Raw genomic sequence first — 20,047 nt, 5'->3', positions numbered from 1 at the left:
TCGATACCACAATAGCGAGCCAGCAGACCTATTGAAACGAGCGTCTTCGAACCGGTGTGAATCTGGGGGAATACGCGAACCGACGCGACGTGCTTCGAACCGTCGGCGGACTCGGAGGAACTGCGCTGGTCGGCGGCGTCGCCGCGGGTCAAGACGGCGGGACGACCACTGCTGGCGGCGGAGGGACGACGGAGGGCGGCGACCAGACGACGACCGAGACCACCGGACGGGCGACCGACCGGCCGCTGGTCGTCACCTGTCGCCTCGACGACTCCGTCGCGCTACTGAATCAGGAGACCAAGGAGATATTCGCCGAGATATCCGTCGGGAAGGAACCGCTGTACTGTGCGGTCTCGACCGACGGCGAACTCGCCTACGCTCCGAACACCGCGTCCGCCGACGTCTCGGTGGTGAACGTCGAGCAGCAGGAGGAGGTGAAGCGAATCCCGCTCGACGCCGCGCCGCGCGGCGTCAACGTCCACCCGGAGAACGACGACGCGTTCGTCGAGGTGGCGGGCGCGAATCAGGTCGCGGTAATCGACAGCGAGAACCTGCAGGTGCGCGAGACCATCGACGTCGGGAAAGCGCCGCACAACATCGTCTTCGACGCGGAGGCCGGGTTCGCGTACGTCACGAATCAGGGAGGGAACAGTCTGGGGTTCATCGACCTCCAGTCGCTGGAGATGGTGGACCGGGTTCCAGTCGCCAAAGCGCCGCACAATCTCCACGTGGACCGGGAGCGCAACGTCGTCTACACCGCCAACGCGCTCTCGAACGACGTTGGGATAATCGACGTGGAGCGGCGCGAACTGCTGAAGAAGCGGCCGCTGACCGACCAGAACGCCGACATCCACGCGACGCAGGACGGCGAGAAGATATTCGTCGCCGGAGTCCAGTCCGACGCGGTGACGGTCTACCACGCGCCCGACGACCCCGCCGAAGGTGAGTACCGGGTCGCCGACATCGTCACGGTCGAGGATCAGGACGAGATACGACCCCCGCTCCCCGAGCGCGACTTCGTGCCGCCGGGTCTCGGCCCGCACGGCTGTTTCGTCTCGCCCTACCGCAACGAGGTCTACGTCACCATCACCGGGCGCGACCAGTTGGTCGTCATCGACACCGAGACCCACGAGATAACCGACCGGGTCTCGACGCCGAGGTACCCGTTCTTCTCGGACGTGCAGTACGACTCTGGGAACTGAGCCCCGACCACCGTCTTCGCACGCTCCCGTTCAGACGCCTTTGCTCATCAGGTGACTGCGGAGGACGTCGTCGTCCTTGTTGCCCGCGCCGGTGTTGAGCAGCACGACGGTGTCGTCCTCGTCGAACTCCCCGCGCCGGGCGAGTTCCCACGCCCCGCTGGCGGCCGCGGCACAGGTCGCGCCCATCTCCAGACCCTCGTGCTGGGCCACCGTGACGGCGCTGTCCAGAATGTCGTCGTCGGACGTGGCCACCGCGCCCCCGTCGCTCTCGCGCAGGGCGTCGAGAATCAGGGGACTCGCGCCGGGGTCCGGAATCTCGATGCCGCCGCAGATGGTGTCGGGCGTCTCCCACACGTCGTGGACGTCCTTGCCCTCGTCGAACGCCTCGACGATGGGCGCGCATCCCGACGACTGGGCCGCGTACATCGCCGGAATCTCGTCGGTCAGGCCCAACTCTCGGAGTTCCTTCGCGCCCTTGTGCATCCCGACCAGACCGACGCCGCCCCCGGTCGGGTAGACCACGGCGTCCGGGACCTCCCAGTCGTTCTGCTCGACGATTTCGTAGAGCATCGTCTTCTTGCCCTCGTGGCGGTAGGGCGTCTCGAACGTCTTCACCGAGTACCAGTCGTCGTGGTCGGCCATCGCGTCGGCGTAGGCGTCGGCGGCGTCGCCGATGCGCCCCTCCACGATGGTCATGTCGCCGCCGTGGACGTTGACCATCGCCTTGTTGGTGAACCCGGCCCGCGAGGGCAGGAAAACGTGGGAGTCCAACCCCGCGCGGGCGGCGTAGGCCGACGCGGCCTGTCCGGCGTTGCCCGCCGAGTTGAGTGCCACGTCGGTCGCGCCGTGCTGGACGGCCGCCGTAACCGCGGCGGTCTGGCCGCGGTCCTTGAACGTCCCGGTCGGGTTGCGTCCCTCGTCCTTGAAGAGGACGCGGCCGACGCCCAGTTCGTCGGCGAGCGTCGGGCAGTCCACGAGTTGGGTCGCGCCCTCGTCCATCGTCACCGCGGCCGACTGCGGGAACGGCAGGAGTTCCTCGTAGCGCCACATCGACTCGAACGAACGGGAGTCGAGGTCCTCGCGCGTCAGGTCTATCGCCTCGTAGTCGTAGTCGGGGTCCAGAATCCCGTCGCAGTCGGGACAGCGGTGGGTGGTCTCCTCGGCGTCGAACGTCTCGCCGCAATCGACACACGTCAGGCCGACGAACGCGTCGGTAGTCTCCATGTCCGTCAGTTCGGAGTCGAGCGACAAATCCCTACTCCTTTCGGTCTCGGCCGTCCCGACGCCGGGCGTCGGATAGTCGCGTCTGTCACGCCGCCGAGCGAACGGTCCGTCGACGCTACTCGCCGAACGGCGTCGCCGCTCGGGCACCGCAGTCCGGACAGACCACGGCCGTCTCGGCGCTCGCGTTCGGCGGGTTCGACTCCGCGCCGTCGGACGACGCGAGCGTGACCCGCATCTCGCGGCCGCAGTCCGGACAGCCATCGGGGACGTTCTCGGCACCGCAGTCCGGACAGAGGAGACTGGTTCCGGTCTCGTCCCACGTCGGTCGCAGGTCGCCGCGGCCGCACTCCGGACACGCGAGCGGAACCCGCACGTCCTCGCCGTCGCGCGGTGCCCCGATAGCGAGAGCCACGAGGTCGTCGCCGTCAGCGTCCGCCTCGGAGACGGCGTTCCGGCCCGACTGGTACTCCCCGGGCGCGAACCTGACGGCTTCGCCCTCCGCCACCGTGACCTCGCCCGCGTTCTCGCGCTCCGGTCCCAGCGTCTCGAAGGTCGCTTCGCCGTCGAGGACGAGGAAAATCTCCTCCTGATCGGCGTGGGCGTGGAGTCCGCCGGGGAACCCGTCTCCGGGGGCGACTCGGTAGCGATTGACCGCCACGTCGGTCGCGCCGAGCGGTTCGGTCAACCCGCGGCGCTCGGCGTCGTCTCCGAACGCGCTCGCCTCCACCGCGTCGATGGCGATTCGCTCCATGCTCGCCGGTTCGGTCGGCGGAGACAAATCGTTTCGGTCGCACGAACCGAGCGGTACTCTCGTAACAGACGAACCCCGCGAGAAATGGTCTCGGTGTCCGTCGAGCGAGAGCCGATGCCCTTCGAAGCGGACCCGAAACCGCCGCGGACCGTCCCTCCGGCGGGGACGCTACTCGACCCGGGAGCGCCGCAGTCGTCCGGGAGAGGACTCGTTCACCACTCTTCGCGCGGCGGGAGTTCCTCGCCACAGCGCCGACAGTACTGCATCGGTGCGTTCGAGGCGCGCTCCTCGCTATCGACGGTGACTTTCCGCCCGCAGTTCTGGCATTCTATCTTCGTCATCGTTCGTACCCCTGTCGTCGGCGTCGGTCCCACGGCGAGTGTAGAACGTCGGGTGTTACGACGCCGAGTGTGATAAGCTTACCCACGGTAGCTCGCGGACGGGCCGAGTCGTCGCTCTGATTCGGAATCACCGCGGAGAACGGTCGCCGGAACATCGGCGAGATGCTGTCGAGGCGGACTCTTCGGTGGGAAGTTCCGTGACGCACTGCTGGGGAGTATGCTTTGAACTGCACTCGTCTACAACCACGATTCTACAGAAACGTTCTCTCCACCGACACCGTCGCAGTAGCGACACCCTCAGTCGGCCGAGACGATGGCGGGTTCGAGTTCGGCCACCGCGGCGACCACCTCCCTGCGCTCGGACTCCGGTACGTCGAAGGCCGCGAGTGACTCGTCGAGGTGGGTGGCGATTATCTCGAAGTCCCGCCCGTCGATGTCGAGGTGAGCGTGGGCCGTCGAGAGGTCCGCGCCGTCGTACTCGACCGGCCCGCCCGTCACCGACGCGAGAAACTGGGTCTGGTGTGCGCGGAGTGCCGACACGTCGGTATCGTCGAAGAAGTGTTCGACGCGCTGGTCGTCGAGGACGCGGTCGTAGAACTCCTCGACGACGGCCGAGATAGCGTCCCGGCCACCGAGGCGCTCGTAGAGTGTCTCGGACATGTGTACCCGGACACAAATATTCAAGGCAATTAAATTTATTGGCCGAAAGTCGCTATTTCACCTAACTGGATGACTAGATAAAGCGTCAAATCTAACGAACTATCGGATTTCTTGGTATCCTTCCGGGGAATAGTATTTTATACTTCGCACGGAAGCGCATGAATGATGGGTAACACGCCATGAAGACCGGGATTCTCATCGTGGACGACTCGGAGTTCATGCGACAGCGAGTGAAGAGCGCGCTCGCGGACGACGAGTATCGAATCGTCGCCGAGGCGCCGAACGGCGCGTGGGCGATTCAGAAGTACAAGGAGAACGCCGAGGACATCGACCTCATCTTGATGGACATCGTGATGCGGAAGGCCAACGGCCTGAAGGCCACGGCCGCCATCAAGAAACTCGACGACGACGTTCGGGTCGTCATGTGTACCAGCGTGGGCCAGCGACAGAAGATACAGTTGGCCGCGCGCGCCGGTGCCGACGCGTACATCACGAAACCCTTCGAGGACGAGGAACTCACCGACGCCATCGACGGGGTGGTCGTCTGATGGCTGCTGAGACGCCCGAACGCCCGAACCAGCGCCTTCGACGCGGGACCCCCCGGAGGTGCAGGGATGGCCCCGACTGACGACGCCTTCTTTCGGGAAGCCAAGTCCCAGATTCGCGCGCTGAACGACGGTCTGCTCGCCGTCGAGGGCGACGACGGTGACGCGGCCGTCGCCGAACTGTTCCGCGTCGCTCACTCGCTCAAGGGGTCGTGTCGGACCCACGGACTCGACGAGGCGGGCGAACTCGCCCACGCCGTCGAGGACGTTCTCGACGCGATTCGGAGCGGCGACGTCGCCCCGACGCCCACCCTCGTGGACGAGGCGCTCGGGACGGTGGACCTGCTCGAAGCGACGGTCCGCGCCGCCGCGGTCGGCGAGGAGCGACCGAGCGACGCCGAGGCGACGCTCGAATCGCTCCGGGCCGCGCTGGACGAGGCGCGCGCCGAGACCGACGACTCGGACGCGACGCTCGGGTCCGCCGCGTCCGCGTCGCCCGGCGAGTGGGATCCCGCGGACGACGACCTGAGCGACGACGTGGTCGCGGCGCTCGAAGACACGACCGAGTTCGACGACCTCGACGCGCTCCTCGACGAGATGGACGACCCGGACGGCGACGAGGAACTCGACGGGTGGGGACTCCTCGACGAAGGCGACGCCGACGCGGCCCCCGACACGGGTTCGCCGGGGACTGACGGCGCAGCAGTCGCCGAAGACGCCTCCTCTATCGAAGACTCCCCGAACGATGCGAGGTCAGCGACGGACCGCCCTGCCGACTCGGCCGGGTCCTCCGGGCGACCGAAGAAGGCCGAGACGCCCGACGAACCGTCCGCGTTCTTCGAGGAGACCAAAGCTCAGATAGACGACGAGGAGAACATCGACGCCCTGCAGGAGGACATCGACGCGGTCGAGTTCGGCGAGTTCGACGACGAGGACAGTTACACCATCGAGGAACTGATGGACCTCGACCCCGACGAAGGGGCGGCGGACGACCGACCCGAGTCGGCGGCACCGACGCCGGACGCGGGCGTCGAATCGCTCGAAGCGACTGAGACCGACGAGACGGTGGACGCCGACACCGCCCCGAACGCCGACGAGACGGCGGACGCTGACGGAGCGCCCGCCGAACCGGCAGTCGGGGACGCCGACGATTCGCTGGAGGTTCCGGCCGACCTGCTCGGGTCGGGAGTTGCGGACTCGGGCGAGAGCGACGAGGCGACTGCCGACGAGTCGTCGGACGCCGCGGACTCGGTCGGCGACCCCCTCGGTCTCGCGGACGCCGACCTGTCACCGGACGACTCGACCGGTTCGGCCGACGCGTCCGCCGGAGGCGACGACACCGACGAGTCGCCGGAGACTCCCGAAAGCGGCGCGACCAACACGTTCGTCTTCGGGGCGGAGTCCGCGGACGACGGAACAGAGGCCGAGTCGCTAGACGACGCCGACTCGGCCGTCGAACCCGACTCGGCTTCGTTGTCCGATACGGATTCCGAACTCGATTCGACGCCCGCGTCGGGCGACGAACCGACCGATACGCCGGTCGAAGTAGATTCGGTCGGTTCGCTCGAACCCGCAGACGCACCCGAGTCCGTGGACGCGAACGGGCCCACCTCCGCCGACGCGCCCGACCGAGCGGACGCGTCTGAGGGTCCGGACTCGCTCGCCGACGCCGCCGAACCGGGCGACGCAGAATCCTCCGAACCCGTGGAATCGGCCAAACACGGGGAAGCGCCCGATACCACCGGCACACCGGAGTCTGCGGGCGTACCGGGGTCGGCTGATACACCCGACTCTGCGGCGGTACCGGAGGACGCAGATTCGGTTCCCGACCCCGACTCGGTCCCGGCCGCCGATTCGCTACCCGATGTCGATTCACTTCCGGACCCCGACTCGGATGCCGACGCAGAATCCGTTCCGGACGCCGATTCGGTGCCCGATGCCGATTCACTTCCGGACCCCGATTCCGTTCCGGACGCCGACGCCCTCCCAGAATCCGACTCACTCCCGGACGCGGATTCGCTTCCGGACGCCGAGTCGGTCCCCGACGCCGACTCGATGCCCGAGACCGACCTCGGCGTGGACCTGTCGGGCGACTTCGACGCGGACCTCGGCGACGAGGCGTCCGGGGGTCTCGGCGGCGACGGCGCGGCCGGGACCGAGATGGACGTCTCCGTGGACGACGAGATGGCCGAGTTCGAGTCGCGGTTCGGCGACCTGCTCGGCACCGGGCCGGGAACCGACGACGACGGCGACGATGGCGCTGTGTTCCGGTCGGCGGTGTCCACCATCGAGGAGAGCAGACTCGACGCCGACGAGTTCCCGACCGCGGGCGGCGACCGACCGGACGACGCCCGCGAGTTCGACCGCCTGCAGGCGATGACCGTGGACGTGGACACCGCCGACAAACTGCTCGACGTCGCCGAGGAACTGTCGCTGTCGCACCTCCGACTCGACGAGGCGGTCGGTCCCGACACCGACGAGGCCATCCGCGAGGAGGTCTCGAACCTGCTGCGGGTCGTCACCGACTACCGCCGGACGGTCATGGACGTGCGCCTGATGCCCCTCGAAACCGCCATCGACGCGATTCCCCGGACCGTCCGGGACGTGGCGCGCTCGCAGGGCAAGGAGGTCGAACTCGTCGTGAGCGACGCCGACGTGGAACTCGACCGCTCCATCGTGGACCGCCTGCGCGACCCGCTGGTCCACCTCGCGCGCAACGCCGTAGACCACGGCATCGAGTCGCCCGAGGAGCGCGAGGCGGTCGGCAAGGCCCCGGAGGGCACCGTCGCCATCTCGGCCGAGCGAGTCGGCGACGAGGTGGTCGTCGAACTCTCGGACGACGGCCGGGGCGTCAACGCGCAAGCGGTCCGGGAGCGGGCCGTCGAGAACGGCGTCGTCACGCCCGCGGAGGCCGAGCAGTTGAGCGACGACGAGACCTACGACCTGCTCTTCGAACCCGGCTTCACCACCAGCGAGGAGGTCACCGACGTGAGCGGGCGGGGCGTGGGCATGGACGTGGTGAACCGGACGGTGGCCGACCTCAACGGGAGCGTGACGGTGGAGAGCGACCCCGGCGTCGGGACGACGGTTCGACTGCGGGTCCCGGTCTCCATCGCGCTGACCGAGGTGCTGTTCGTGGAGGCGGCCGACCAGACGTTCGGCGTCCCGATGGCCGCGGTCGAACAGATAACCGCCGCGCCGCCGGTCGAGGAGGTCGAGGGCCGCGAGGTCGTCAGGCGCTCGAATCTCGACCTCGTGGGGGGTCTGCCCGAGGGCGTCGAGGCCGACGACGCCTACCCCTTCGTGCGACTGGCGTCGGCGCTGGACCTCGACACAGACGCCGAACGGCCGACCGACGACAGCCAGATAATCTGGATTCGGGGCGAGACCGGGCGACTCGCGGTGCGGTGTGACCGCGTGGTCGCGTCCCAAGAGGTCGTGGTCCGGCCCTACGGCGACCTGCTCCGGGACGTGCCCGGCGTCAGCGGCGCGACGACGCTCGGCGACGGCGAGGCGGTCAACGTACTGGACGTGGCAACCCTATGAAACTCGACGTAGACACCCTCGGAACGTTCTACGAGATGGCCCGGGAGGGGGCCGGACTCGCGGCGAATCGGCTGAGTTCGATGACCGACATCCCGGCGCGCGTGGACGTGACCCACCTCAACTTCACGCGGGACGCCTCCATCGCCCGCGAGTTGACCGACACCGAGTGGGTCGGCATCCGGGTCCGCCTCTCCGACGGGTTCGGCGGCACCTCGGTCCTGCTGTTCGACCGGGAGAGCGCCGAGACCATCGCGGCGGCGGTCATCGACGGCATCCCGACGGTCGAGGACGGGACCCTCCACGACAGCACCGTGACCGAGATCGCCCAGATAATGAACAACGGGTTCGTGGACGGGTGGGCCAACGTGCTGGACACCAACATCGACGTGTCCGCGCCGACGTACGTCTCGGCCGACACCCCCGACGAGTTCCTCGCGGACTCGGCGCTCGCGCTCGGCGACGAGGAGTCGCCGGGTGAGGGGTCCGTCGGCGGTGCCAGCGACGAGTTGGCGGTGCTGTTCCGCAACAACCTCGAAGCGGTGGGCGAGCGACTCACCTTCAGGCACTACCTCGTGCCCGACACCGACACGGTCCAGCGCCTGTTCAGGGCGCGGAGCGAGGAGCGCGCCATCGAGTTCGAGAAACTGGTCGGGTTCGACCGCATCGCCCAGCGCGGCGCGACGCAGGTGGCGAACAACCTGACCCAGATGACCGACATCGAGATGGACGTGGACATCCGGCGAATCAACTTCATCTCGCTCGACGCGATTCCCAGCGAGGTCTCGACCGAGCGCATGATAGGAGTGGCGTTCAGTTTCGCCGGGATGCCAAGCGGCTACCTCCTGTTCCTGTTCGACGAGGAGTCGGCCCGGACGCTCGTGAGTCGCAGCGTCGAGACCCACACCGCGGCGGGTCTCGGGGAGTTCGAACGCGACGCGATTCAGGAACTCTCGAACGTCATGGCCAGCGGGATGCTCGACGGGTGGGCCAACCTGCTCGACACCACCATCGACCACTCGACGCCCGCCTACGCCCACGACATGGGCGCGGCGGTGGTGGACCCCCTCGTCGTGGGTCTCGGGGAGTCCCAAGAGTTCGCGTTCGTCTTCGACACCCGAATCGAGGCGGTCGATACGGAGGTGGACCTCGACATCTACGTCATCCCGGACGAGGCCGACCTCCGGGCCGCGCTCGGCGAGTTCGACATGGGTCGGGTCGCCGACACCACCCCGGAGGCCGACACGGACCTCTCCGAGCAGGACGTGGACCTCGACTACTGGGAGTCGCTCTGAGGTCGAATTTCGGGTTTCGGGAATCCGCGTCGCTGGGTATCTCCAACGACCACTACTATCACTATCACCACTGCGACCTTCGAATCGACGATTCGTCACGCGAACGGCCAGAACAGTTATAGGATGTGTCCGAATCCGATTAAATCATGTGTCATCCCCGGAGGGTTCGAAGGACAGTCCCGAACCGACCCCCGCGACGCGGTGTCGCCGGGACCGGACCTGCACGCGTCTCCGCGAACCGACCTTTCGAAGGACGGGGGCAGTAGCCGTGCATGGCATCGTACTGAAAGGGCTGAAGGACTTCGTGACCGCCGAGTACGACCGGGAGGCGTGGCGCGCGATTCAGGACGGCGCGGGACTGGAAGGCAAGGTGTACGTCCCCGTGACCGAGTACGAGGACGCCGACGTCCTCGCGCTGGTGGAGGCGGCCGCAGACGCCACCGGCGAGGACGTGCCCGACCTGCTCGACGCGTTCGGTCGGTTCCTCGTCCCGCCGCTGGTCGAGACGTACGGCGTCCACGTCGAGACGGAGTGGACCGGTCTCGAACTCGTCGCCAACGTCGAGACGTACATCCACGAGGCCCTGCGCGCCAAGCAGTTGTCCACGTACACGCCGCCAGCGCTGTCGGCGGAGTGGGTCGGCGACGACCGAGTCGCGGTGACCTACACCTCCGAACGGGAACTCTGCGCCCTCGCCGTGGGCCTGCTCCGCGGTATCGAGTCCTACTACGACGAGCAGTACCGAATCGAGGAGCGGACGTGCATGCTGGACGGCGACGACCAGTGTGAAATCCTCGTCACCCGGCAGTGACCACCGATTGTCGGTAACGGCGCGGGCGTGAGTCCTGTGGATATTCTAAAAGGACGCGCCGTCAGTTGATTTTTCCTTTCTCCTACATTTTATAACCTATCGTTCATGTTGCGTGAAGATTTATTACGCTATACCGAATGGGTTCGCGCAATGACCAACTTTGCTCGCGCAGTCGTCCCCGGCTTCGTCAGGCGACGCTACTCGCTGAAGTTCGGCCTGACGATGGTAGCGGTCGGCGCAATCGCGGCAGGAGGTGTGTACGCGACCGGGCAGTTCGACCGAACTGTCGTCGCGGCGACGTTCGGCGGCGCACTGCTCGCCGGAGTCGTCGGGACGACCGTCTCGTGGCGGGCCAGTCGGTCGCTCGACAGACTGGTGGCGAGCGCGGAGCGCCGGGCCGACGGCGAGGACCCGTCGTTCGACACCGCCCGCGTGGACTGCGTGGGTCGGGTCGCCGACTCGATGGCCGAGACGCACGAGACGCTGCTGGAGGAACACCGGGCGCGTCTGGCGGCCGAGGACCTGAACGCCCACGTCGAACAGACCGCCGAGGCGTACGGGCAGGTCATGCGCCGGTGCGCCGACGGCGACCTCGACGAGCGCATGGACCCCAGTTCCGAGAGCGACGCGATGAACCGGGTCGCCACCGAGTTCAACGAGATGATAACCGAGTTCGAGGACACCGTCGAGAACCTCACCCGGTTCGCCAACGAGGTGGCGACCTACAGTCAAGAGGTCACGCTCAGCACCGAGGAGGTCAGTTCCGGGAGCGCCCGCGTCGTGGACTCGCTCCGTGACATCTCGGTGGACGCCGAGACCCAGACCGGCGACCTGCAGGCGGCCGCCGACCAGATGAACCGGCTCTCGACCGCGGTGCAGGAGGTCGCGGCCTCGACCGACGAGGTGGCGTCCATCGCCGAGCGGACCGCCGAGACCGGCCGCGAGGGCCGAGAAGCCGCCACCGACGCGGTCGAGGGGATGAACGACATCGAGAGCGAGTCCGAGGACACCGTCGAGGCCATCGAGAGCCTCGAATCCGAGGTCCAGCAGGTGGACGAACTCATCGACTTCATCTCCGAAATCGCCGAGCAGACCAACATGCTCGCGCTGAACGCCCACATCGAGGCCTCGCGCGCCGGTGAACAGGGCGCTGGCTTCGCGGCGGTCGCCAACGAGATCAAGGAACTCGCCGAGCGCACGAAGGAGGCCGCGGGCGACATCGAACAGCGCCTCACGCAGATTCAGCGCCAGACCGACCGGACGGTCGACGAGGTCCGGGACACGAGCGCCCGCATCTCCCAGCAGACCGACTCGGTCGAGAACGCCGCGGAGGCGCTGGCCGACATCGCTGGCTACGCCCAAGAGACGAACGCGGGCGTCCAAGAGATATCCGACGCGACCCAAGAGCAGGCCGACTCCACGAAGGAGGCGCTGGAGATGGTCGAGGAGGCCGCGGCGGTCAGCGAGGGTATCACCGACGAGGCCGAGACCGTGGCGGCGTCGGCCGAGTCCCAGACGATGGCGCTCTCGCAGGTCTCGGACAGCGCGAGCGACCTCGCCCGGCAGGCGACCCAACTCAGCAACGCGCTGGACTCGTTCGACACCGACGATGCGATACTCGGCGACACCGAAACCGACGTAGACACCACCGAAACGGGTACTGACGACACCGAGACGGATGTCGAAGCCGAACCGGACACCGGCGTCGAAGCGGACGACGACGCCGAACCGACCGCCGGAGACGCCGACGCTCACGACCCGGAGATGGACGACCGACACCCGGACGACCGCGACACCGAGTCCGTCCCGGTCTCGACCACCGCTGACGACCCGGACGCCGAACCCGACGCCGACCCGCTGGCCAGCGATGCGGCGACCGAGTCCCGGCCCGACGGTGAATCGACCGACATCGACGCTCCCACCGAGAACGCCGACGACGGCGAACCGACCGAACTCGTCGGCGACGAGGAGGTCTAACTCCGATGAGCGGTGACCTCTCCGGCGGGGCGGTGACGCCCGAGACCGAGGAGAACAGACGCGACTGGGTCGAGTTCGTTCGCTTCGGTCTCGGCGGCGACGACTACGGACTCGAACTCGGCCGCGTCGAGCAGATACTCGACGACCCAAGCGTGACGCCGGTCCCCCAGACCGGTCCGGCCGTGGCGGGCGTGACCAACCTCGGCAGCGAGATTCCGGTCGTCGTGGACGGTCGGGCGCTGCTCGAACTCCCGACGCGCGCGCCGGACGCCGAGACGACGCTCCTGTTGCTCGACCGGGGCGACGCCCGGCCGACCGGCCTGCTCGTGGACGAGGTGGCGGGCATCGACGCCCACCACGTCGATAGCGTCGAGACGCCCGAAGACGGCGACTGGGAACCGTCAGTCAGGCGGCGGTGGTTCCGAGCGGTGGTCGCCGAGTCCGACAGGACCGACGAACCGATGGGCGTCTTCGACGTGGACGTACTCGTCTCCAAAGCGAGGGCACAGGCATGACGCTCGAAAACGACGCGGCGGAGCGCGAGCGGCGCGAACGAGACCCGGAGCGGACCGGAGGCGACGGTGGAGGTGAAGGCGGCGAGACGGTCGAGGGGGACGAGACGACCGAAGGCGACGGGACGGCCGAGCGCGACGGCTCCACGGAAGCGAGCGAGAGCGCGGAGAGTTCGGTGACCGCCGACGCCGAACGGACGATACCGCTCAAGACGCTGGCGGTCCTCAACTGGCTGGGCGACCGGGGGGTCACCGGAGTCGAGTCCCGACTCAACGACGTGCTGGACGACGACCTCACGGTGACGACCGAACAGGTCAAAATCGGCTACGCCGAGCAGGAGACCGTCCCCGCGCAGTTCCGGGCGGGCGAGCGCGCCGGGGCGCGCGTCCTGCTGAGCAAGCCCCTCGTCGGGAACGTGCTGGTCGTCTTCCCGATGGAGAGCGCGAACAAGGCCGCCGCGCTGATGCTCCAGCGGGCGGTCGAGGACCTCTCGTCGGTCTCGACCGAGATGGGCCGGGACGCGCTGACCGAACTCTGCAACATGATGGCCAACGGGTTCGTGGACGAGTGGGCCACGCTGTTCGACACGCCCATCGACACCGGGTCGCCGGTGCCGGTGCAGGACCCCGAGCGGACGCTGGTCGCGCGCATCTTCAAGCAGTACGGCGTCGGCCTGTTCATCCGGTCGCGGCTCCGCATCCCGCGACACGACGTGGACGCGACCATCTACGTGTTCCCCGGCGACGAGGAGTTCGTCACCAAAATCTCCGAGGTCGGTCTCGGAGTGATATCGTGAAGACCTACGAGAGCGACCCCGAGACGCCCGAGCGGGAGCGCCGCTTCGTCGGCGTCTCCGAGTACGAGGTCGTCGGCGACGGCACGACGCTGGTCGCCTACGGACTGGGCGCATGCGTCGGACTGGCGGTGTACGACCCCGAGAACGCGGTCGGCGGACTCGCCCACGCGATGCTCCCCCGCCGGTCGGACGGCGACGGCACCAGCGACGGCAAGTACGTGGACGCCGCCGTCGAGCAGATGCTCCGCGAGGCGGTGTCGGCGGGCGCGAGTTACGCCGCGCTGGAGGGGTACGTCGTCGGCGGGAGCGACCTGCTCGACCTCACCGAACTGCCCCGGGAGGTCAGCGACGACAACGTCGCCACGGCCCGCGAGGCGTTCGCGGAACTCGACGTGCCGGTCGAGGGCAGCGACGTGGGCGGCGGCCGCGGCCGGACCGTCGAGTTCGACACCGGAACCGGCCGAATCGCGGTCGTGACCGCCTACGACCCCGAACCGATTCTGCTCCGGGAAGGCGAGGGCGGGAACGAAGAGAGCGAGAACTGACCGGGTTCTCGGCGTTCTATTCTCCGGAATCGCCGAATAGAGAGTGACCGACGAAAATCAGGTTCGGCCGCCGAGTAACGCTACTGCGCCGCCTTCTCCCCGAACTTCTCGCGCACCTTCTGGACCTTGGGTTCGGCCTGAATCGAGCAGTACTGGTCGTTCGGGTTCTTCTCGTAGTAGTCCTGATGGCGCTCCTCGGCCTCGTAGAAGGTGTCGAGGGGTTCGACCTCGGTGACGATTTCGTCGCCGTCGTAGGCCCCCTCGGCGTCCAACTCGCGGAGGAAGCGCTGCACGACCTGCTTCTGCTCGTCGTCGTGGTAGAAGACCGCCGAACGGTACTGGGTGCCGACGTCCGGTCCCTGCCGGTTGAGTTGGGTCGGGTCGTGGACCGTGAAGAACACCTTCAGCACGTCCTCGTAGCTGAGTTCGTCGGTGTCGTACTCCACCTGTACGACCTCGGCGTGGCCGGTGTCGCCCGTGCAGACCGCTTCGTAGGTCGGGTCCTCGACGTGGCCGCCCGCGTACCCGGACGTGACCGACTCGACGCCGTCGAGTTCCTTGAACGCCGCTTCGGTACACCAGAAGCACCCGCCTGCGAGGGTGGCCGTCTCGGTTTCGGAGTTCTGAGTCATTGGCCGAACCTACGGGTCGCGGACGGTTAGGTTTGCGGGAAGCGGCGAGCGAACGGCGGGTCGGAAGTCGCTCCTCTCCGACGGTGGCGGGTCAGTCGTTCCGAGTCCGGTAGCCGACTGCGATTGCGAGCGCGACCAGCGGCGCGAGCACGCTCGTCGCGGCGTGGCCCGCGCCCCCGGAGGAACGGGTGGTCGTCGTCGCGGACGTGTCCGCCGTCGTCTCGGCGGTCGTTTCAGCGGTCGCACTCGCCGTCACCGTCGCCGTCCGAGTCGACGAGTCGGTCCCGTTATCAAGCGCCATCGACTCGTCGGCCGTGACCGCGAACAGCGAGACGCCTGTCGCCTCGGCGCGGAAGACGTACTTCCCGCCAGTCTTCTCGACGAATTCGGTCGAAAGGGGCTGCCACGCGCCGTCCGTGTGGCGATAGAGTCGGACGGACTCGGGGTCGGTCGCGTCCGTCGGGACGGCGAACTCGACCGTCACCGACCCGAGGTCGGCGTTCCGGACGTACGTCGGTTCGACCCGTAGGTAGCCGAGGGTGTCCACGTCCGCCGGCGCTCGGACCGCGGGCGCGTCCACGCTCGACGCGTTGACGAAGAACCGCGGCTCGGGGTCGTCGCTCTCCGGCCGTATTCGGAGTTCCTCGAACGATACGCGGTCGGTTCCGAGACCCGACAGCGAGACGGTCGCGGGACTGTCGGACCGGGCGCTCGAAATCTCGAACCGGCGGTAGTCCTCGCCCGCTTCGACCGTTTCGGTCCGGACGGACGGCGGCGGGACGTTTCCGCCACCGCCGCCACCGCCGGAACCACTACCCTCTCCGTCATCGCCCCCGCTCGACTCGGCCGTCACTTCGAGGGTCGCGTTGGCCTTCGCTCTCGTGTCGGCGACGCTGACGTGGAACGTGTACGTCCCCGCCGAGAGCGCGGAGTAGTCGACCGTCAGCGAGGCGTCGGACGAGAGGTTCCGAACCGCGAGGTCGCCCTCGCTCGTCACGGTGGACGCCGGAACCGCCCGACTCAGGTTCGCTCTCTCGACAGTCTCCGACCACAGGAGGAGGTCGTAACCTGTCCGGTTCGAGGCGACAGAGAGGTTCGTCGTTCCCGTTCCGTCGGTCACCGTGTCGTCGGCGAGCGAGGTCGAGAGGTTCTGTTCGACGATCGAGAATGAGGCGTACAACGTGTCGTTGCCCGAGTTCCGCACCTCGTACGTTCCGTTCCCCAGATGCGTGGTGTCGATGGTCCCGACGCCGGTCTCGTTCGTGTAGAACTCCTGCGCGAAAGCGCCGTCACGACTACGGACCACCTTCAGTTTCGCGTCCGCCACCCCGTAGTCCCGCGTGAGCGAGCGTGACTGCCAGTACGTCTCTCCGTCCGCGAGCACCGTCTCCTCGCGGTGGAGTTCCCAGCGGACCTCCGAGACGTTCGACGGTCTGAACGAGTAGTTCGCCACCGCGGTCGTGTCGGGGACGCTCGCGTTGATTCGGTAGGTCCCCGCCTCGAGGCCGCGGGTATCGACGACGACGTCGCCGCTCACGTCGAAGACGACCGTTCGGCCGTCCACCTCGCGCGCCCCGTCGATTCGCTCGGTGAGATTGAGCGACGAGGATTCGACCACGAGGTCGTACTCGTGCCGGTTCGAGTCGAGTCCGAGTTTCTTGACGTGCGCGGCCGTCCCGTTGGCCACGAGGTAGTAGTTCTCGGTGTTCGAGTCGAACGACAACCGTTGCGCTTCTACGGAGAACGAGACCACAGTCTCGCCCGACTCGTTTCGCAGATAGTAGTCGCCGTCGAGGTCCGACGTGTCGATGTCGAACGCCCGAGAGTCGTCGGCCGTGACGTTGCGAACGAGGTCGTCGGCGGTCGCGTTGTAGAGACCGAGTCGTTCGCCCGCGTCGGCGACGGTGTCGTTGTACAGATACTGCCCTTGCCAGTACCACGACCCGTCCTCCAGCGGTACGTTCCCCGAATCTAGCGACGCGTTCGCCGCCGCGGCGGTGCCGACGCCACCGACGGCGACCACCGAGAGGACGAGGAGACCGACCAGAACCACGCACGAGGATTTCCGATGCATCTATGGTATCGGACGATAGACAATATCGATTCGTTAAACTTTCGTTATTCCGTACATAAGTAGTCGAACAGTAACTAGAGGGGCGGAATTTACTGAGAATTAACAAATCGGCTTCGGGTCGAGACCCATCCCCTCCAGCGTCTCGGCGTACACGTCGTACGCTGTCTGGACGACTTCCTCGGCGGTCTCGCGGGCGCGTTCCCAGTCGTCTTCGCCGTCGCAGTGCGCGGCGAGCAGGTCCGCGCCCGTCGAGACGCCCTCCTGCGTGTCGGCGCGCAACTCCCGGAACAGGTCGGCCCGGCGCTCGTCGGCCTCGTTGACGAAGAAGTTCACGACCTGCAATTGGGTGCGGTCGGTCGCCAGCGAACGCCCGACGAGTCCCGCCGCGCGCTCGACGGTGGCGTCGAGACTCCGCAAGTAGTCGTGCATCCGGTCCGCGTCGGCGTCGGCGGGAGCGAACTCCCCGTCCGACTCGGCGACGATGCGGTCGTAGTGGTCGCCTTCCTCGTCGGCCAGCGCGTCGAAGGTCTCCCGAGCGTCGGCGTCGGCCGCGGTGTCGGCCCACTCGGCGAACGTCTCGCGGGCGGTGTACTCGCTCCGGGCGGCGGCGCGCAGGACGGTCCCGGCGTCGAGGTCCGCGTCGGTCAGGGCGACGAGCGCCTGCTGAGAGCCGAGGCGGTCGAGTTCGGTCGCTTTCGCGTCCCTGATCGCGTCGGGGAAACTGGCGGCGTCCATGAGCGAGGATATGGTGTCGGCGCGCTTGAAGGTTTGCAGGACTCGGTCCCCGTCGCGGTGGTTCTCACTCCGATACCCGAGAGAGCCGCCCATCGTTTTGACCCCGAGGACCGTACTCACACGTATGACCGACGAGAACGACGACGGCCACTCGCTCTCGGCCGACGAAGTCCACGACCGCATCCGGCGCGGCGAGCGCGTGAACCTGCTCGACGTGCGCAACCGCGAGGAGTTCGAAGCGTGGCACATCACCGGGGACGGCGTCGAGACCGTCCAAGTCCCTTACGCCGAGTTCGTGGCCGCGAAGGCCCGGGACGAGGTGGCCGAGTTCGTCGCGGACCTCGACCTCCGGGAACCGGTCGTCGCGGTCTGTCCGCGCGGCGAGGCCAGCGCCACCGTCGCCGACATCCTGCGCGAGACGGGCATCGACGCGCGGAACCTCGCGGAGGGGATGCAGGGGTGGGCGCGTGTGTACGTCTCGCGGGAGCTTTCGACCGACTCGGAGGGATTCGAGGGCGCGACCGTCCTCCAGTACGACCGCCCGGCCACCGGCTGCCTGTCGTATCTGGTCGTCTCGGGCGACGAGGCGGTCGTCGTTGACCCCCTGAGAGCGTTCGCCGACCGCTACGTCGCCGACGCCGCCGAGCGCGGCGCGGACCTCCGGTGGGCTGTCGATACCCACGTCCACGCCGACCACCTCTCGGGCGTCCGAGCGCTGGCCGCGGAGACCGACGCGGAGGCGGTCCTGCCCGCGGGCGCGACCGAGCGCGGACTGACGTTCGACGCGACCCTGCTCGGAGACGGCGACGAGATTCGGGTCGGCGACGCCGCCCTGACCGCGCTTCACGCGCCGGGCCACACGACCGAACTGACCGCGCTCCGTCTCGGCGACCTGCTGTTCTCCGGCGACGCGCTGTTCGCGGACAGTTTCGGCAGGCCCGACTTGGAGCGAGGCGACGAGGGCGCGCGGGACCTCGCCGGTACGCTCTACGAGACCCTGACCGAGCGTCTGCTCGCGCTCCCCGACGACACCCTCGTCGCACCGGGTCACCGGACGCCAGACGCCGACCCGAACCCCGACGAGGGCGACTGCTACGCCGCCAGAGTCGGCGAGATTCGGGACCGCCTCCGGATTCCCGGCGAGAGAGACGCGTTCGTGGAGCGAGTGCTGGACTCGTTCCCGCCGCGACCGGCCAACTACGAGGACATCGTCGCGGCGAATCTCGGCCGGAAGTCGCTCGACGACGGGGACGCGTTCGAGATAGAATTAGGACCCAACAACTGCGCGGTCGAGGCGGAGGGCGACTAGCTGGCGTCGTTCGACTCGTTCGTCTCGACGTGGCGGCCGTCCTTCCGATTGTGGTCGCCCTCCTCGTCGTCGGGCAGGGTCGCGGCGTCGGACTGCTCGGTCTCCTCGGGGTCCATCTCCTCGTCCACGCGCTCCAGTTCTTCCTCGACCTCCTCGTCTCGCTCGGCCGCCATCTCTTCGCGGCGGTCGGTCTCGCCTTCGGCGGTTTCCTCGTCTACCATGTCCGGAACTCGGCCCGCGACAGCCTTTGACCTGTTGGCCCTCCGTCGATTCGGGGTCGGCGTTCGCCGGGACCGCAAACCCTTCCCCGCCGTGCTCCGTCGCTCCGGTATGGAAATCGACCCCGACGAGGTTCCCTCGATGTACCGAACGCTCGCGGGCGCGGTCGTCCCCCGGCCCATCGCGTGGGTCAGCACGACCGGTCCCGACGGCACGGACAACCTCGCGCCGTACAGTTTCTTCAACGTGGTCGCGGTGGACCCGCCGGTCGTGATGTTCGCGCCCGTGGACGACGAGGGGTCGCCCGAGGGCCTGAAGGACACGCCGCGGAACGTCCGTCGGAGCGAAGAGTTCGTCGTCAACGTCGTCACCGAGTCGGTCGCCGAGGCGATGAACGAGACGGCCGCGACCCTCCCCGCGGGCGAGAGCGAGTTCGACCGCGCCGCGGTCACGCGGGCGGACTCGACGGTCGTCGCGCCGCCCCGCGTCGCGGAGTCGCCGGTCGCCTTCGAGTGTTCGCTCTACGAGATGGTGGACGTGGGCGGGTCCTCGATGGTCCTCGGCGAAGTCGAGTGGGTCCATCTGGACGACGCGGTGACGACCGACGGGAAGATGGACGTGGAGAAACTGGACGCCGTGGGGAGACTGTCGGGAAGCCTATACGCGACCACGGACGACCGATTCTCGATGGAGCGACCGCCCTGACGTGCGCCCGGCTCGTGGGACATGGTATCGCAGCTCGAACTGTGGCAACGGTTTTATCATTGGGCGCGGTTGCCTGAGGTAGACGACGGACGCTTTCACGGCGGAAACGCCGGTTTGCAGGTCCGTCCTGAAGGAATTGGACGACGACCGAGAATCGAACTGCGACGGAG

19 protein-coding genes are annotated in these 20,047 nt (G+C 67.8%); 11 read left to right on the top strand and 8 right to left on the bottom strand.

From position 1 onward, the window contains the following. Positions 1 to 56 precede the first annotated feature (56 nt). Positions 57 to 1,202: a YncE family protein gene (locus NGM06_RS10510; RefSeq protein WP_254266913.1), complete on the top strand. Its 1,146-nt coding sequence runs from the start codon at positions 57 to 59 to the stop codon at positions 1,200 to 1,202. Positions 1,203 to 1,232: 30 nt separating this feature from the next. Here NGM06_RS10510 and NGM06_RS10505 read toward each other — a convergent pair whose 3' ends face one another. From NGM06_RS10505 to NGM06_RS10495, 4 genes are all read right to left on the bottom strand, one after another. Beyond that, complete coding sequence (locus tag NGM06_RS10505; RefSeq protein WP_254266912.1) at positions 1,233 to 2,426, bottom strand: threonine synthase; 1,194 nt, start codon at positions 2,424 to 2,426, stop codon at positions 1,233 to 1,235. A gap of 115 nt (positions 2,427 to 2,541) precedes the next feature. Further along, a complete protein-coding gene (locus NGM06_RS10500; protein ID WP_254266911.1) occupies positions 2,542 to 3,177 on the bottom strand; it encodes a cupin domain-containing protein in 636 nt (211 codons plus the stop codon). 212 nt (positions 3,178 to 3,389) lie between these two features. Then, a complete protein-coding gene (locus NGM06_RS24130) occupies positions 3,390 to 3,518 on the bottom strand; it encodes a hypothetical protein (protein ID WP_256567928.1) in 129 nt (42 codons plus the stop codon). Positions 3,519 to 3,815: 297 nt separating this feature from the next. Further along, the gene (locus tag NGM06_RS10495) at positions 3,816 to 4,178 is read right to left on the bottom strand and encodes a group I truncated hemoglobin (RefSeq protein WP_254266910.1); all 363 of its coding nucleotides are present in this window, start codon (positions 4,176 to 4,178) and stop codon (positions 3,816 to 3,818) included. Positions 4,179 to 4,357: 179 nt separating this feature from the next. Here NGM06_RS10495 and NGM06_RS10490 point away from each other — a divergent pair, with 179 nt between their 5' ends. The 8 genes from NGM06_RS10490 (at position 4,358) to NGM06_RS10455 (ending at position 14,203) form a co-directional block, all read left to right on the top strand. Continuing rightward, positions 4,358 to 4,726 (top strand): response regulator, encoded by a 369-nt coding sequence (locus NGM06_RS10490; protein ID WP_163522047.1) that lies wholly within the window; start codon positions 4,358 to 4,360, stop codon positions 4,724 to 4,726. A 66-nt stretch (positions 4,727 to 4,792) separates the two neighbouring features. Beyond that, a complete protein-coding gene (locus NGM06_RS10485) occupies positions 4,793 to 8,269 on the top strand; it encodes an ATP-binding protein (protein WP_254266909.1) in 3,477 nt (1,158 codons plus the stop codon). Further along, a complete protein-coding gene (locus tag NGM06_RS10480) occupies positions 8,266 to 9,561 on the top strand; it encodes a chemotaxis protein CheC (RefSeq protein WP_254266908.1) in 1,296 nt (431 codons plus the stop codon). Before NGM06_RS10485 ends, NGM06_RS10480 begins: the two co-directional genes overlap by 4 nt. 268 nt (positions 9,562 to 9,829) lie before the next feature. Continuing rightward, positions 9,830 to 10,372 (top strand): heme NO-binding domain-containing protein, encoded by a 543-nt coding sequence (locus tag NGM06_RS10475; RefSeq protein WP_254266907.1) that lies wholly within the window; start codon positions 9,830 to 9,832, stop codon positions 10,370 to 10,372. A gap of 150 nt (positions 10,373 to 10,522) precedes the next feature. Then, a complete protein-coding gene (locus tag NGM06_RS10470) occupies positions 10,523 to 12,349 on the top strand; it encodes a methyl-accepting chemotaxis protein (RefSeq protein WP_254266906.1) in 1,827 nt (608 codons plus the stop codon). Positions 12,350 to 12,354: 5 nt separating this feature from the next. Then, positions 12,355 to 12,864, top strand: a complete 510-nt coding sequence (locus tag NGM06_RS10465; RefSeq protein WP_254266905.1) for a chemotaxis protein CheW — start codon at positions 12,355 to 12,357, stop codon at positions 12,862 to 12,864. Continuing rightward, positions 12,861 to 13,658, top strand: coding sequence for a chemotaxis protein CheC (locus tag NGM06_RS10460; protein ID WP_254266904.1), 798 nt, complete (start codon positions 12,861 to 12,863; stop codon positions 13,656 to 13,658). The genes NGM06_RS10465 and NGM06_RS10460 overlap by 4 nt, the downstream gene beginning before the upstream one ends. Continuing rightward, positions 13,655 to 14,203: a chemotaxis protein CheD gene (locus NGM06_RS10455; protein WP_254266903.1), complete on the top strand. Its 549-nt coding sequence runs from the start codon at positions 13,655 to 13,657 to the stop codon at positions 14,201 to 14,203. The genes NGM06_RS10460 and NGM06_RS10455 overlap by 4 nt, the downstream gene beginning before the upstream one ends. A gap of 80 nt (positions 14,204 to 14,283) precedes the next feature. On the opposite strand, the gene msrA is transcribed toward NGM06_RS10455, so the two are convergent. The 3 genes from msrA to NGM06_RS10440 all read right to left on the bottom strand — a co-directional run bounded on the left by msrA (position 14,284) and on the right by NGM06_RS10440 (position 17,644). Continuing rightward, on the bottom strand, positions 14,284 to 14,835 hold the full coding sequence (gene msrA / locus NGM06_RS10450; RefSeq protein ID WP_254266902.1) for a peptide-methionine (S)-S-oxide reductase MsrA: 552 nt from the start codon (positions 14,833 to 14,835) through the stop codon (positions 14,284 to 14,286). 91 nt (positions 14,836 to 14,926) lie between these two features. Beyond that, the gene (locus NGM06_RS10445; RefSeq protein WP_254266901.1) at positions 14,927 to 16,909 is read right to left on the bottom strand and encodes a PGF-pre-PGF domain-containing protein; all 1,983 of its coding nucleotides are present in this window, start codon (positions 16,907 to 16,909) and stop codon (positions 14,927 to 14,929) included. 99 nt (positions 16,910 to 17,008) lie between these two features. Further along, the gene (locus NGM06_RS10440) at positions 17,009 to 17,644 is read right to left on the bottom strand and encodes a rubrerythrin family protein (RefSeq protein ID WP_254266900.1); all 636 of its coding nucleotides are present in this window, start codon (positions 17,642 to 17,644) and stop codon (positions 17,009 to 17,011) included. A gap of 124 nt (positions 17,645 to 17,768) precedes the next feature. On the opposite strand from NGM06_RS10440, the gene NGM06_RS10435 reads away from it, so the two are divergent. Next, positions 17,769 to 18,953 (top strand): MBL fold metallo-hydrolase, encoded by a 1,185-nt coding sequence (locus tag NGM06_RS10435; RefSeq protein WP_254266899.1) that lies wholly within the window; start codon positions 17,769 to 17,771, stop codon positions 18,951 to 18,953. Here the strand turns inward: NGM06_RS10435 and NGM06_RS10430 are convergent. Then, complete coding sequence (locus NGM06_RS10430; protein ID WP_163522059.1) at positions 18,950 to 19,174, bottom strand: hypothetical protein; 225 nt, start codon at positions 19,172 to 19,174, stop codon at positions 18,950 to 18,952. The genes NGM06_RS10435 and NGM06_RS10430 overlap by 4 nt on opposite strands. A gap of 109 nt (positions 19,175 to 19,283) precedes the next feature. Between NGM06_RS10430 and NGM06_RS10425 the strand changes: the two genes are divergently transcribed. Continuing rightward, entirely contained in the window at positions 19,284 to 19,877 is a 594-nt protein-coding gene (locus tag NGM06_RS10425; RefSeq protein WP_254266898.1) for a flavin reductase family protein, read from the top strand. Positions 19,878 to 20,047: the final 170 nt, after the last annotated feature.

The sequence above is a fragment of the Halorussus aquaticus genome (genome assembly GCF_024218795.1).
Taxonomy (GTDB): Archaea; Halobacteriota; Halobacteria; order Halobacteriales; family Haladaptataceae; genus Halorussus; species Halorussus aquaticus.
This window is presented reverse-complemented; position numbering and strand designations above follow the sequence as displayed.

Coding starts and splice junctions, on each gene's coding strand:
- NGM06_RS10505 (WP_254266912.1), bottom strand. CDS start 2,426: ATGGAGACTACCGACGCGTTCGTCGGCCTGACGTGTGTCGATTGCGGC.
- NGM06_RS10500 (WP_254266911.1), bottom strand. CDS start 3,177: ATGGAGCGAATCGCCATCGACGCGGTGGAGGCGAGCGCGTTCGGAGAC.
- NGM06_RS24130 (WP_256567928.1), bottom strand. CDS start 3,518: ATGACGAAGATAGAATGCCAGAACTGCGGGCGGAAAGTCACCGTCGAT.
- NGM06_RS10495 (WP_254266910.1), bottom strand. CDS start 4,178: ATGTCCGAGACACTCTACGAGCGCCTCGGTGGCCGGGACGCTATCTCG.
- NGM06_RS10490 (WP_163522047.1), top strand. CDS start 4,358: ATGAAGACCGGGATTCTCATCGTGGACGACTCGGAGTTCATGCGACAG.
- NGM06_RS10485 (WP_254266909.1), top strand. CDS start 4,793: ATGGCCCCGACTGACGACGCCTTCTTTCGGGAAGCCAAGTCCCAGATT.
- NGM06_RS10480 (WP_254266908.1), top strand. CDS start 8,266: ATGAAACTCGACGTAGACACCCTCGGAACGTTCTACGAGATGGCCCGG.
- NGM06_RS10470 (WP_254266906.1), top strand. CDS start 10,523: ATGACCAACTTTGCTCGCGCAGTCGTCCCCGGCTTCGTCAGGCGACGC.
- NGM06_RS10465 (WP_254266905.1), top strand. CDS start 12,355: ATGAGCGGTGACCTCTCCGGCGGGGCGGTGACGCCCGAGACCGAGGAG.
- NGM06_RS10460 (WP_254266904.1), top strand. CDS start 12,861: ATGACGCTCGAAAACGACGCGGCGGAGCGCGAGCGGCGCGAACGAGAC.
- msrA (WP_254266902.1), bottom strand. CDS start 14,835: ATGACTCAGAACTCCGAAACCGAGACGGCCACCCTCGCAGGCGGGTGC.
- NGM06_RS10445 (WP_254266901.1), bottom strand. CDS start 16,909: ATGCATCGGAAATCCTCGTGCGTGGTTCTGGTCGGTCTCCTCGTCCTC.
- NGM06_RS10440 (WP_254266900.1), bottom strand. CDS start 17,644: ATGGACGCCGCCAGTTTCCCCGACGCGATCAGGGACGCGAAAGCGACC.
- NGM06_RS10435 (WP_254266899.1), top strand. CDS start 17,769: ATGACCGACGAGAACGACGACGGCCACTCGCTCTCGGCCGACGAAGTC.
- NGM06_RS10430 (WP_163522059.1), bottom strand. CDS start 19,174: ATGGTAGACGAGGAAACCGCCGAAGGCGAGACCGACCGCCGCGAAGAG.
- NGM06_RS10425 (WP_254266898.1), top strand. CDS start 19,284: ATGGAAATCGACCCCGACGAGGTTCCCTCGATGTACCGAACGCTCGCG.